General features: G+C 72.4%; 10 protein-coding genes. 3 read left to right on the top strand and 7 right to left on the bottom strand.

From position 1 onward, the window contains the following. Positions 1-74 precede the first annotated feature (74 nt). Together hspQ and MFF54_RS19795 are read right to left on the bottom strand one after the other, a co-directional pair. On the bottom strand, positions 75-446 hold the full coding sequence (hspQ, locus tag MFF54_RS19800; protein WP_238304735.1) for a heat shock protein HspQ: 372 nt from the start codon (positions 444-446) through the stop codon (positions 75-77). Positions 447-623: 177 nt separating this feature from the next. Beyond that, positions 624-1673, bottom strand: a complete 1050-nt coding sequence (locus MFF54_RS19795) for an HpcH/HpaI aldolase/citrate lyase family protein (protein WP_238304725.1) — start codon at positions 1671-1673, stop codon at positions 624-626. Positions 1674-1909: 236 nt separating this feature from the next. On the opposite strand from MFF54_RS19795, the gene MFF54_RS19790 reads away from it, so the two are divergent. Then, on the top strand, positions 1910-3154 hold the full coding sequence (locus tag MFF54_RS19790) for a patatin-like phospholipase family protein (protein ID WP_238304723.1): 1245 nt from the start codon (positions 1910-1912) through the stop codon (positions 3152-3154). A 30-nt stretch (positions 3155-3184) separates the two neighbouring features. Here MFF54_RS19790 and MFF54_RS19785 read toward each other — a convergent pair whose 3' ends face one another. The 3 genes from MFF54_RS19785 to MFF54_RS19775 form a co-directional block, all read right to left on the bottom strand. After that, positions 3185-4390, bottom strand: coding sequence for a UbiH/UbiF family hydroxylase (locus MFF54_RS19785; RefSeq protein WP_238304716.1), 1206 nt, complete (start codon positions 4388-4390; stop codon positions 3185-3187). Positions 4391-4634: 244 nt separating this feature from the next. Further along, a complete protein-coding gene (gene mfd, locus MFF54_RS19780) occupies positions 4635-8231 on the bottom strand; it encodes a transcription-repair coupling factor (RefSeq protein ID WP_238304706.1) in 3597 nt (1198 codons plus the stop codon). Positions 8232-8459: 228 nt separating this feature from the next. After that, positions 8460-8756 carry an FAD assembly factor SdhE gene (locus tag MFF54_RS19775; protein ID WP_238304698.1) on the bottom strand — a complete coding sequence of 99 codons (297 nt, stop codon included), beginning with the start codon at positions 8754-8756 and terminating at the stop codon, positions 8460-8462. A 136-nt stretch (positions 8757-8892) separates the two neighbouring features. Between MFF54_RS19775 and recG the strand changes: the two genes are divergently transcribed. After that, positions 8893-11031 carry an ATP-dependent DNA helicase RecG gene (gene recG / locus MFF54_RS19770; protein WP_238304695.1) on the top strand — a complete coding sequence of 713 codons (2139 nt, stop codon included), beginning with the start codon at positions 8893-8895 and terminating at the stop codon, positions 11029-11031. Between the two features lie 252 nt (positions 11032-11283). Beyond that, on the top strand, positions 11284-11568 hold the full coding sequence (locus MFF54_RS19765) for a hypothetical protein (protein ID WP_238304693.1): 285 nt from the start codon (positions 11284-11286) through the stop codon (positions 11566-11568). Between the two features lie 83 nt (positions 11569-11651). On the opposite strand, the gene MFF54_RS19760 is transcribed toward MFF54_RS19765, so the two are convergent. Both MFF54_RS19760 and MFF54_RS19755 read right to left on the bottom strand, forming a co-directional pair. Next, positions 11652-12431 carry a DUF502 domain-containing protein gene (locus MFF54_RS19760; RefSeq protein WP_238304691.1) on the bottom strand — a complete coding sequence of 260 codons (780 nt, stop codon included), beginning with the start codon at positions 12429-12431 and terminating at the stop codon, positions 11652-11654. Between the two features lie 68 nt (positions 12432-12499). Further along, on the bottom strand, positions 12500-13009 hold the full coding sequence (locus MFF54_RS19755; protein WP_238304690.1) for a DUF2721 domain-containing protein: 510 nt from the start codon (positions 13007-13009) through the stop codon (positions 12500-12502). Positions 13010-13239 lie beyond the last annotated feature (230 nt).

The following is a 13239-nucleotide window of genomic DNA, read 5'->3' as shown; positions in this document are numbered from 1 at the left end:
CCCGGCCTTTTTCATGTCGCGCGGTTTCCCCCAGAGGGCTGGGAAATGCGCGAGAGCCGTCCGGGCCGGAGCGATCAGTTCGGGGCGCGGTCCCGCACGCGGTAGATGCCGGTGTCGTCGCGCACGAACATCTCGCCGATGCCGGCATGGCGGAGCGCCTCGCCGGAGGTATCGGGCAGGAGGTTCTGCTCGGAGACGTAGGCGACGTACTCCGTCTCGGCGTTCTCGGCGAGCAGATGGTAGAAGGGCTGGTCCTTGCGCGGCCGCACCGCCTCCGGAATGGCGAGCCACCAGTCCTCCGTGTTGTCGAAGACCGGATCGACGTCGAACACGATGCCGCGGAACGGGTAGATCCGGTGGCGCACGACCGCGCCGATACCGAACTTCGCGATGCGGAAAGCCGGGCCCCCGGTCGTCTGATCCGTGTTCGTGTCCTGATGCGTCATACAGCGTCAGATAGGCGCAACCCGCCGCTCTGTCATCGGGCCCCGTGGCCGCATCCGCGGCCGCGGAGAGGCCGGGACCTCGGGCAAGGTTCCTGATCCCGGCCCTGGAGAAGCCTCGGGGCGGGCTCCCCGAACCCCGCCGAAGGGCCCGGAGACCCTTCGGGAGCCGCGGGATTCTCAATCCAGCTTGTAGATCGCGGCCAATTCCGGATCCTTGGCGGCGACGAGCTTGGCCAGATCCACGATCACCTTGGCCTGCTTCCAGGTGGCGTCGTCCTGCATCTTGCCGTCGAGCATCACCGCGCCGGTGCCGTCGGGCATGGCCGCGACGATGCGGGCGGCGAAGGCCACCTCGTCCGGGTCCGGCGCGAAGACCCGCTTGGCGATGGCGACCTGGCTCGGGTGGAGCGTCCAGGCGCCGGCGCAGCCCATCAGGAAGGCGTTGCGGAACTGCACCTCGCAGGCCGCGCCGTCCGAGAAGTCGCCGAAGGGGCCGTAGAAGGCCTTGAGGCCGTTCGCCATGCAGGCGTCGACCATCTTGGCGATCGTGTAGTGCCAGAGGTCCTGCTGGGCGGAGACGCGCGCGGCGTCGCCCGCCGGGTCGGCGATCACCCGGTATTCCGGATGGCCGCCCCCGACCCGGGTGGTCTTCATGCCGCGCGAGGCCGCCAGATCCGCCGGCCCCAGGCTCATGCCGTGCATGCGCGGCGAGGCCGCCGCGATGGCGTCGACGTTGGCCACGCCCTCGGCCGTCTCCAGGATGGCGTGGACCAGGATGGGCTTGGTGACGCCGTGGCGCGCCTCGAGCTGGGCGAGGAGCTGGTCGATGTAGTGGATGTCCCAGGGCCCCTCGACCTTCGGCACCATCACCACGTCGAGCTTGTCCCCGACCTCGGCGACGATCTCGAACAGGTCGTCGAGAATCCAGGGGGAGTTGAGGGCGTTGATGCGGGTCCAGAGACCGGTGCCGGTGGCGGCGAAATCGGTCGCGCGCGCCATCGCCACGAAGCCTTTGCGGGCCGCCTCCTTCTGGTCCATCGGCACCGCGTCCTCGAGGTTGCCGAGCACCACATCGACGGTGCCGGCGAGCTCCGGCACCCGGGCGCGGACCTTCTCGACGTGCGGCGGTACGAAGTGGATCATCCGCTCCAGCCGCACCGGTAGGTCGCGGAACGGGGCCGGGGCGCCGGTGGCGAGCGGCTGGAAGAAGCGGCGCGGCAGTTTCATGGATCGTCTCTCCCGAATTCTTTGCTGTCCCCGTTATGGCGAGGCTTGGGCCCAGGTAAACCCGTCCCTTCGTCCTGTTCTCCGCGCGGGCCCGCCATGAGGCGGCAGTGGGCCCGGGAGCGGGTGAGGTGCCGGCCCGCACCGCATCGCAGCCGCCTCGGCGGTTGGATCGGAACTTGACAATAGTCGTGGCGTTCTTCGTGCGAGGCGGGCACTTCTGATACGGGACACGAGCCATGTCCGGACTGACACGGCGGCCCATCGTGGCGCTTGCGGCGGCATCCGTGCTGTCCGCTGCCTTTCCCAATCTTGCTCTTGCCGGCCCGAATACGGTCAAGCCTTCCGACAGGACGGCCGAGAAGTCCGGCGCGCGCGCGGCCTTCACGGCCGAGGACATGGATGCGGCCCGGCCTGCCGGGCTCAGCCGCCCGGTGCGGATCCCGGGCGACGAGCCGCAGGCCTTCCAGGCCCTGATCGACGACGCCTCCGCGGCGGGCGAGCCTTGGCTGGTGCTCTCGGGAGGCGGCGAGGACGGCGCCTTCGCGGCGGGCCTGCTGGCGGGCTGGAGCGCGGCCGGCACCCGGCCGAATTTCGGGGTGATCACGGGGGTGAGCACCGGCGCGCTGATCGCGCCCTTCGCCTTCATCGGGAAATCCGGCGACGCGCCGCTCCGCGAGGCCTACACCACCATCACGGCCGCGGACGTGTTCGAGTTCGGCGGCTCGGACGTGGCGCTGACCGATACGTGGCCGCTCAAGCGCCGCATCGACAAGGCCGTGACGCCCGAGCTCCTGCAGGCGGTCGCGGCCGAACAGGCGAAGGGGCGCCGCCTTCTGGTCGCCACCACCGAGATCGACAGCGGTCGCCCGGTCCTCTGGGACATGGGCGCGATCGCGGCCTCTGCCGGGCCGAAGGGCGCCGATCCGCGCGCGCTCGGCCTGTTCCGGTCGATCGTGCTGGCCTCCTCGGCGGTGCCGGGGGTGTTCCCGCCGGTCGAGATCGCCGGCACCCTGGCGGACGGGCGCACGATCCGGGAACTGCACGCGGACGGCGGCACCACGGCGCCGTTCTACCTCGCTCCGAAGCGCGCGCTGACCGCGGCGCTCACCGGCGCGCAGCTCGTGCGCATCCCCGCGCGCACGGTCTACGTGGTGGTCAACAACAGCACGCGCCCGCATTTCGAGATGGCGCGGGCGACCACGCTCTCGGTGCTCGGCCGGGCGATGTCGGCGGCGATCAAGGCGCAGCTGCAGGACGCGCTCGCGCTCTCCGGCGCCTTCGGCCGCCGGGCGGGTCTCGACCTGCAGGTCGCCGAGATCGACGGGCGCTTCACGGCGACCGCGCCGGGGCCCTTCGACCAGCGCTACATGCAGGCGCTCTATGCCCATGGGGAGCGCCTCGGCCGCGCGGGCGACGCCTTCGCGGGGCAGGCCGGACCGGCCGCGCAGGGCGAGACGCCGCAGACCTTCGCGCGGCGGTGAGGGCGCGGGTGCCGCGCGCCCGAGGCGCGCTCACCGCCCCGCCCGCATCAGCTCCGGCACGCTCGAGCGCGGCAGCACGCCCTCCCGCATCACCGCGCGGCGGAGCGGCCCGATCGCCTGCATGGCGACGAGGCCGAGGCCGCGCAGCGCGTCGACCGGCGCCAGCGCGGAGAGCAGGCTGCGGTTGAGCCCGTCGACCGCCGCGGTGCGGAGCGCCGCATCGCGGCGGCGGTCCCGGGCGAAGCCCGCCAGCGCCGCGCGCGAGCCCGGGTCGCGCCCGTCGGCCGCGGCCCGGCGCACGGCGTCCCGCAGGGCGGCGGCGTCGCGCATCCCGAGGTTGAGGCCCTGCGCGCCGATCGGCGGGAAGACGTGGGCCGCCTCCCCGATCAGGGCGAGGCGGTGCGCCACGGGGCTCGCCACGGCGAGCCCCCGCATCGGCACACGGCCGCGCGGCCCGTCGATCCGCATCCGCCCGAGCATGCCCTTGGCCTGGGTCTCGATCGCCTGAGCGAGGTCCGCGTCGTCGAGGGCGGAGAGCGCCTCGGCCCGCTCCGTGTCCGTGACCCAGACGAGGCTGGAGCGGTGGCCGCCCGGCAGCGGCACCAGGGTGAAGGGGCCGCTCCTCGTGTGGAACTCGGTCGAAACGTCCCGGTGCGGCCGGTCGTGGGCCAGGATCGTGGTGAGCGCGGCCTGCGGGTAGGACCAGTCGCGGACAGGGATGCCGCTGCCCGCGCGCAGGCGCGAGCGGGCGCCATCCGCCGCCACCACGAGGCGGGCCGCGACCGTGCCGCCCCCGGCGAGCGTCAGGCGGGCCTCCGCCTCGCCGGCCCGGCAGGCGTCCGCGTCCCGCTCGATCAGCGCGAGGTTCGGCGTCTCCCGGGCGCGGGCGCGCAGCGATTCGACGAGGCCGGCGCTCTCGACGTTCCAGCCGAAGGCGTCGAGCCCGATCTCGCTGGCGTGGAAGCGCGCGGGCGGCGGGCGGAACAGGCTGCCCGTGTCGTCCACGATCTGCAGCACGGCGAGCGGCGCGGCCTGGGGCGCGAGCGGGGCCCAGGCGCCGAGCGCCGCGAGGAAGCGCACCGAGCCGTCGAGGAGCGCCACGGTGCGGCCGTCCGCCACCGGCGCGTGCCGCCCGACGAGGGCGGTCGGGACGCCGGCCTGCGCCAGCGCCAGCGCCGCGGCGAGCCCGGCGGCGCCCGCGCCGACGACGGCGACCTCGGTGCGGGTATCGGTCACGGGGCAGGCCTCCGGTGAAGAACGCGGCGTCTTACGCTGTCAGATAGGACCGCGCACGGGTCCTGTCGCGGGTGCGCCGACGCCGCGGCGGTCATGGATCCCAAAGGTCGAGACCTTTGGCGGGTGCAGGGCAGAGCCCTGCTGTTGACCTCTGCCCCCGGCAGAGCCGGGGGCAGAGGTCAAATCCGGGGCTGCGCGCCCCGGACCCCGCCCAAGGGCCTTGGGCCCTTTGGGATCCCAGGACCTACGCCGCCTTCTTCGCCTTGCGGGCGATGCTGGCCAGGCTGCGCAGCACCTCGGTCGCGGTCTTCAGGCGGGCCGGGATGGTGTTCAGCTCGCGGATGAAGACCACGCTCATGTCCGGCCGCACCTTGGCGAAGGAGCCCTGCTCGGCGACCAGGGCCACCAAGCCTTGCGGGTTGGCGAAGCTGCGCTCGCGGAAGTGGACCACGACGCCCTTCGGCCCGGCCTCCACCTTCTCGACGTTGGCCGCCATGCAGAGGAGCTTGATCGTGCCGATCTTCAGGAGCTGCTCCACCTCCGGCGGCAGCGGCCCGAACCGGTCGATCAGCTCGGCCCCGAAGCTCTCCATCTCGGCGTCGTTCTCGATCGTGGCAAGCCGCCGGTACAGGGCAAGCCGCACGCCGAGATCCTCGACATAGGTCTCCGGGATGGTGACGGGGGCACCCAGCGCGATGGTGGGCGACCACGCCTCCTCCGGCACGTCCTCGATGCCGGCCTTGAGCGCCGTCACCGCGTCCTCCAGCATCTGCTGGTAGAGCTCGTAGCCCACCTCCTTGATGTGGCCGGACTGCGCGTCGCCCAGGAGGTTGCCGGCGCCGCGGATGTCGAGGTCGTGGGAGGCGAGCTGGAAGCCCGCGCCCAGCGTATCGAGGCTCTGGAGCACCTTCAGGCGCTGCTCGGCCTGGGCGGTGAGCTGGCGGTTGGCCGGCGTGGTGAACAGCGCGTAGGCGCGCGCCTTCGAGCGGCCGACGCGGCCCCTGAGCTGGTAGAGCTGCGAGAGGCCGAACATGTCGGCCCGGTGCACGATCAGGGTGTTGGCGGTCGGGATGTCGAGGCCCGATTCCACGATCGTGGTGGAGAGCAGCACGTCGAACTTGGCCTCGTAGAAGGCCGTCATCACGTCCTCCAGCTGCCCCGCCGCCATCTGGCCGTGGGCCACCGCGACCTTGATCTCGGGCATCTCCGCGTCGAGGAATTTCTTGACCTCCGCGAGGTCCTCGATCCGGGGGACGACGTAGAAGGCCTGACCGCCGCGGTAGCGCTCGCGCAGCAGCGCCTCGCGGATGGTCAGCGGGTCGAACGGCGTCACGAAGGTGCGCACCACCAGCCGGTCGACCGGGGGCGTGGCGATGATCGAGAGCTCGCGCACGCCCGTCATGGCGAGCTGGAGCGTGCGCGGGATCGGGGTCGCCGACAGCGTGAGCACGTGGACATCCGCCTGGAGCGCCTTCAGCCGCTCCTTATGGGCCACGCCGAAATGCTGCTCCTCGTCCACGATGATCAGTCCGAGGTCCTTAAACGCGATGTTTTTCGCGAGCACCGCGTGGGTGCCGACCACGATGTCGACGGTGCCCTGGGCCAGCCCCGCCCGGGTCTGCTTCAGCTCGCCCGCGGAGACGAAGCGCGAGAGCTGGGCCACCTGGATGGGCAGGCCTTTGAAGCGCTCGGCAAACGTCCGGTAGTGCTGGCGGGCCAAGAGCGTGGTCGGCACCACCACCGCCACCTGCTTGCCGGAGATCGCCGCCGCGAAGGCCGCGCGCAGCGCCACCTCGGTCTTGCCGAAGCCGACATCGCCGCAGACCAGCCGGTCCATCGGCCGGCCCGCGTTGAGATCGGTGAGCACCGCGTCGATGGCGTTGGCCTGGTCCTCGGTCTCGTCGTAGGGGAAGCGCGCCGCGAACTCGCCGTAGAGGCCGTCCGGCGGGTGCAGGCGGGGCGCCTGCCGCACGAAGCGCTGCGCCGCGACCTTGATCAGCTCGCCCGCCATCTCGAGGATGCGGCGCTTCATCTTGGCCTTGCGGGCCTGCCACGCGCCGCCGCCGAGGCGGTCGAGCGCGACCTCCGAATCCTCCGAGCCGTAGCGGGTCAGGAGCTCGATGTTCTCGACCGGCAGCAGCAGCAGCCCGCCGGTGTACTGCAGCTCCAGGCAGTCGTGCGGGGCGCCGGCCGCCGTGATCGTCTTGAGGCCGACGAAGCGGCCGATGCCGTGGTCGGCATGGACCACGAGGTCGCCGGGCTGGAGCGCCTGCACCTCCAGGATCACGTCCTGGGGCCGCTTGGCCTTGCGCTTCTGGCGCACGAGCCGGTCGCCCAGGATGTCGCCCTCGGAGACGACCGCGAGTTCGCCCGCGACGAACCCGGCCTCCAGGCCCCAGACCGCGACCGCGGCGTCGGTGCCGCGCTTGAGCGCATAGACGTCGGTGAGCCGGGTGATTGCCACGGGCTTGCGGAAGCCGTGGTCGCTGAGCACGCCGCAGAGCCGGTCGCGCGAGCCGTCGGACCACGCGCCGAGGATCACGTGGTGGCCGGAGCCCTGAAGCTCGCGGATATGTGCCACCGCGGCGTCGAATACGCTCGTGCTCTCGCTCTGGCGCTCGGGCGCGAAGTTGCGGCCCTGCTTCGCCCCGCAATCGATCACCGCGCGGCCCGGGGTCTCGGGCTCCGAGAATGGGCTGAGCTGGACGGTGCGGGCGGTGCCCACGCGCTCCTTCCACTCGTTCGGGGTGAGGTAGAGCGCGCGCGGCGGCAGCGGCTTGTAGGGCGCCACGCCCGCCTGCGGGGTCTTCAGCGCCGATTCGCGGGCCTGGAAGTAGTCCTGCACCAGGGCGATCCGCTCCGCCACGGCGTCCTCGACCTGCGGGTCGAAGACGAGGGGCACGCCCGGCACGTAGTCGAACAGGGTGTCGAGCCGGTCGTAGAAGAGCGGCATCCAGTGCTCGAGGCCGCTGTAGCGCCGGCCCTCGCTCACGGTCTCGTAGAGCCGGTCGTCGCGGGTCGCGGCACCGAAGCTCGTCAGGTAGCCCTGGCGGAAGCGCCGGATCGTCTCGGTGGTGAGCTGCACCTCGCTCATCGGCACGAGGTCGAGGGAGCGGAGCTGCCCCACCGTGCGCTGCGTCTCCGGGTCGAAGGCGCGGATCGATTCCAGCGTGTCGCCGAAGAAGTCGAGGCGGATCGGGTTCGGGAGCCCCGGCGGCGACAGATCGAGGATGCCGCCGCGTACCGCATATTCGCCGGTGTCGCGCACCGTCCCCGTGCGCAAAAAACCGTTGGCCTCGACCCAGGCAACCACCTTGTCCATCGGTACGACGTTGCCGATGGCCGCCGAGAAGGTCTCGATCGCGATGCGGTCCCGCGGGGGCACGCGCTGCACGAGCGCGTTGACCGTGGTGCAGAGGATGCGGGGCGCCTCCTCCGTCGAGCGCGCCCGGGTGAGGCGCGAGAGCGCGGTCATGCGCTGGGCCGAGACGGCGGCGGTGGGGGAGGTGCGGTCGTAGGGCTGGCAGTCCCAGGCCGGCACGCTCATCGCCTCGATCTCGGGGGCGACGAAGCGCAGGGCGCTGATGAAGGCGGCCGAGCGCCCGGAATCGCGCGCCACGTGGACGAGCACCGCCGGACCCTCGTGGCCCCGCGACAGGGCACGGGCAAGATCAGCCACCACGAGGGCGTCGAAGCCTTCGGGCACGCCGGCTAGAACCGGGCTGTCGCCGGCCTTGAGCGCCTCGATCGCCTTGGTGAGAGGGGCGGATTTCGGCAGGGCGAAGCGCGCGACCTGCGGCTTCGGGGCGGGTGCCGGGGATTTGGGCTGGAGTTTGGCCATAGGTCCGAGGAGGTCTTCTTATCTGGTTCCGCGCCTTCCCTCCCCCTCTGCGGGGGAGGGTGGGCCGGCCGTCAGGCCGGGTCGGGCCGGGACGAAGTCCCGCAAGAGGGGAGCCCGGCTCCCGGAAGAGCCCTGCCGTGCTGACAGCACTCTGTCCGGAAACGTCGTCCCCTCTCCCGCCTCACTTCGTTCGGCACCCTCCCCCGCGGAGGGGAGAGCGTTGCGCCCTCACCCGTGGATCGGCGCGTCGTGCTTGTGGAAGGCCTTCAGGCGCCGATAGACCGCAGTGTCGTAGTTCTCCGGCGCCGGGATCTCCCCGGTGAGCCAGCGGAACAGGTCGCGATCCGGTACCTCGATCAGCGCCTCGAATGCGTCGAGTTCCTGCTCCGAGAGCGTGCCGATCTCCGCATCGGCGAAGCGGCCCATGATCAGGTCCATCTCGCGGATGCCCCGGTGCCAGGCGCGGTAGAGGGTGCGGCGGCGGCGCGGGTCGAGATCCGCGCTGGAGCGGGTGGTGCCGGACATCGGACGATCCTGGGCCAGTGATGGTCGCCCGCTCATGTAGAGTCTCCGGCCGCCAGATGCGAGCGCGACGCGTCGGCGCCGGGACGGGGCGGCCGGCAATCGATAGTAAGGCGCGTCCCCCTACCCTCCCCGCCCGATGACCGACGACACGCCCGACCTCCGCCCGAGCCTGCTCGACCCGCTCTTCGCCCCGGCCCGCGGCCTGCCCGGCGTCGGCCCCAAGATGGCGCCGATGATCGAGCGGCTGCTCGGCACGCCGGAGCAGCCGGCCCGCATCGTCGACCTCCTGTTCCACCTGCCGTACGGGGGCGTGTCGCGCCAGATGAAGGGCTCGATCGCCGAGGCGCCGCCGGGCGAGCCGGTGACGCTCGGCGTCACCGTGGTGGAGCACCGTCCGCCGATGCCCGGCGCCGGGCGGCGCCCGCACCGGGTGCTGGCCGAGGACCAGAGCGGGGACATCACCCTGGTGTTCTTCGGCATGCCGGCCCCCCGCATCGCCAAGATGCTGCCCCTCGGTGCCCACCGCTACGTCTCGGGCAAGATCGAGCTCTGGGACGGGCACCGCCAGATGGTCCATCCCGCCCGCATCATGGACGCCGAGGGCCTGGCCGCCCTGCCCCCGGTCGAGCCGATCTACGGGGCGACGGAGGGCCTGACCTCGCGGGCCATCGGCAAGCTGGCTGTGGCCGCCCTGGAGCGCCTGCCGGTCCTGCCCGAGTGGCAGGATCCCGCCTGGCTCGCGCGCAACACCTGGCCGCCCTTCGCCGAGGCGCTGACCGCCGAGCACCGGCCCAGGGAGGCCCCGCCGAAGGCCACCGACCCGCTCCAGCCGCCGCCCTCGACGCCGACGCGGCGGCGGCTGGCCTACGACGAACTCCTGGCCTCGCAGCTCGCGCTCGCGCTGCTGCGCGCCCGCCAGCGCCGCAAGGCGGGGCGCGTCAACGCCGGGGACGGCGCCTTGAGCCAGCGCATCGAGGCCGGCTTGCCCTTCGGCCTCACGGGGGCGCAGGCGCGGGCGGTCGCCGAGATCCGCGCCGATCTCGGCTCGGACCGGCGCATGCTGCGCCTGCTCCAGGGGGACGTCGGCTCGGGCAAGACCGCGGTGGCCCTGCTCGCCATGGCGTCGGCCGTCGAGGCCGGGCGGCAGGCCGCCCTGATGGCCCCGACCGAGATCCTGGCCCGCCAGCACTACGAGCGTCTGGCGCCGCTTGCCGGCCCCTTGCGCCTGCGCCTGATGACCGGCCGCGACCGGGCCGCCGAGCGCCGCGCCACGCTGAAGGACCTCGCGGCGGGGGAGATCGACATCCTCGTCGGCACCCACGCGCTGTTCCAGGAGGCGGTGGTCTTCCGCGATCTCGGGCTCGCGGTGGTGGACGAGCAGCACCGCTTCGGCGTGCACCAGCGCCTCGCGCTCGGCGCCAAGGGCGAGGCGGTCGATTTCCTGGTGATGACCGCGACGCCGATCCCGCGCACGCTCGCGCTCACCTTCTTCGGCGACATGGACGTCTCGATCCTCGACGAGAAGCCCGCCGGCCGCCAGCCGATCCGCACGGTGACGCTGTCCGTGGACCGGATCGACGAGGTGGTGGCGGGGCTCGGTCGCGCCTTCGAGCGGGGCGAGCGCGCCTACTGGATCTGCCCGCTGGTGGCCGAATCCGAGTTCGTGGACCTCGCAGCCGCCGAGGCCCGGTTCGAGGACCTGCGCAAGTATTTCGGCGACGCGGTCGGGTTGATCCACGGCAAGATGCCGGGCCCCGACAAGGATGCCGCCATGGCCCGCTTCCAGGCCGGCGAGACCAAGCTCCTCGTCTCCACCACGGTGGTCGAGGTGGGCGTGGACGTGCCGGAGGCCAGCATCATGGTGATCGAGCACGCCGAGCGCTTCGGACTGGCTCAGCTGCACCAGCTGCGCGGCCGGGTCGGGCGGGGCTCGGCGGCCTCCTCCTGCCTGCTGCTCTACCGCGGACCGCTGGGCCAAGTCTCGCGGGCGCGGCTCGAGATGATGCGCGAGAGCGAGGACGGCTTCCGCATCGCCGAGGCGGACCTCAAGCTGCGCGGCGAGGGCGAGGTGCTGGGCACGCGCCAGTCCGGCGTGGCGGCCTTCCGCCTCGCCCGCCTGGAGAGCGACGCGAACCTCCTGGAGGCGGCCCGGGACGACGCCCGCATGGTGGTGGAGCGCGATCCCTCCTTGCGCAGCTCGCGCGGGCAGGCGCTGCGGGTGCTGCTCTACCTGTTCGAGCGCGAGGCCGCGATCCGGCTGCTCGAGGCGGGGTGAGACGAGCCGGAACGCCCGCGCCCCGGAAAAGCCACGCCGCGACCCTCTCGCGGCCTCGTGAACGCGGAATGAATACGCAGCACGGAACGCTTCCTGCGACCCTGCGGTTCAGGTGGCGTTCAGATTCCGGCTTGTGCCGGGGGCGCTATGGGGGCATGATCCCTTGCAGCGTTCAGGCTCCAACCTTAACTCGAGATGAACGGTTTCCTGAACCCATGGGGAACCGACAGCGAAAAGACGGAGGGCAAGCCGATGCTCAACGGACCGTTCCAAGGCCTCCCGGGCTCTTCCGAGGGCTGGACCGCGCACGAGGCGTGGCTTCTGCCGATCTCGGACGGCGTCGCCGCCGAGGCCCCGGCCGCCCAATCGACCGCCGAGACGGTGCGCGCCGCGTCCCGCCCGCTCTTCATGGCGGCCAACGGTCTCGCTCTGGCGCTGGCCCTGCTGCTCGCCGCCGAGACCTCGACGGGCTGGATGGGCGGACAGCGCGGCGCGCCCGTCGCCAAGGCGCCGGTGATCACCGCGAGCGCCTCGTAAGCCTCTTTTCATAAGCCTCTTTTACGCCCGGCCCGCTGCGGCTGGGCCGGACATCGGGGCCGCGCGTCTGCCGGCTACCCGGCTCAGGCGTCCTGCCGCTCGGCCTCCGGTCGCGTCTCCCCCTGCCCCTGCTGCGCCGCCCGCAAGGTCGCCGCCATCGCATGCAGGCGACCCTGCGGGTCCTCCGGCTGGATCACGCCGGCCGACATCACGAGCTTGGCCGCGTCCTCCACGCTGATGCCGACCTCGATGATGTCCGTGCGCGGCAGGTAGAAGAAGAACCCCGTTGTGGGGTTCGGCGCGCAGGGCAGGAACACCCCGACGTAATCGTGCCCCGCGCCCTCGCCGCGCGGCAGCGCCTCCTGCACCTCGGCCGCCGCTGGCGCCGAGAGGAAGACCACCGACCACGTGCCCTTCACGGGAAACTCGACGAGGCCGACCGTGCGGAACGAGGTGCCGTTGGCCGAGAACAGCGTCTCGAAGATCTGGCGCAGGCCCCGGTAGAGCCCGGAGATCACCGGCGTGCGGGCGAGCAGCACCTCGCCGAACTCGATCACCGAGCGCCCGACGAGGTTCGCAGTGAGGAAGCCCAGCAGCGTCACCGCCAGAAAGGCGATGACGAGGCCGATCCCCGGGATCGAGAAGGGCAGGTAGTGGTCCGGCAGGTAGCTCGCCGGCACCAGCGGCTTCACCCAGCCGTCGATCAGCGCGATGAACCACCAGGTCAGGTAGGCGGTGATGGCGAGCGGCCCCGCCACGATGATGCCGGTGAGAAAGTAGGTCCGCAGGCGCCCGCGGGCGCTCACGCGCTTGCGCGGGGCGCCGGGATCGATCTCCGGAAGCGGCGGGATGGGTGGGGCCACGGCTGCCCTTGTCCGACCGACGGCCGCTCGGGCCGACCCCCGAGAGGTAGCGGCTGCGCTTGCCCGCCTCAAGGGCGAGCGTCCGCGCCGCGGTCGGAGGCGTGGACCTGCTGGCGGTCGACCGCGTCGCGGATCCCGCGCCCGGCCAGCAGGATCTCGACCAGGAAGGCGGCAAGCGCCGCGACCGTGCAGACCAGGGCCACCCCGAAGCAGGCGAACAGCACCGAGGCGGTCGCGGCATCCCGCAGCGCGCCCACGAACAGCGTCAGCACCGCGATGCCGGTCATGACCCCGGCGGTGCAGGCAAGCACCACCGCGCCGTCGAGCACGAAGGAGCGGCGGCGCAGGAAGGCGAGCTGGCGCGAGAGCCCGGCGGCCTCGGCCGGGCCGGCGGTGCGCAGGGCTGCCGCGGCGGAGTCGACCTTGTCGGCCACGCGCCCGAGCCGGGTCGAGAACACGTTGAGCAGGGTCGCGAGCGCGCTCAGCAGGAAGGCCGGGGCGAGCGCCACCTGGATGACGTGGGCGATGTCGTCGGGGGCGAGGAGGGAGGCGGTTCCGGGCAGGGACGAGCTGAGCATGGCCGGGCTGATAGCCGGATCGAGCCGGGCGGGATACGCCCGGTCCCCACCCTCACGCCGCTCCCACCCTCACTCGACGGTGACGGATTTGGCGAGGTTCCTGGGCTGATCGACGTCTTTGCCCATGATGACGGCGGTGTGGTAGGCGAGCAGCTGGATCGGCACCGCGTAGACGATCGGCGCCACGCTCGCGTCGAGGGCCGGCATGGTCACGGTGGCCAGCGTGTCCA

It is taken from the genome of Methylobacterium gregans, assembly GCF_022179245.1.
Lineage (GTDB): Bacteria > Pseudomonadota > Alphaproteobacteria > Rhizobiales > Beijerinckiaceae > Methylobacterium > Methylobacterium gregans.
The sequence above is the reverse complement of the archived record's forward strand: the minus strand, read 5'-3'. Positions and strand labels throughout refer to the sequence as shown.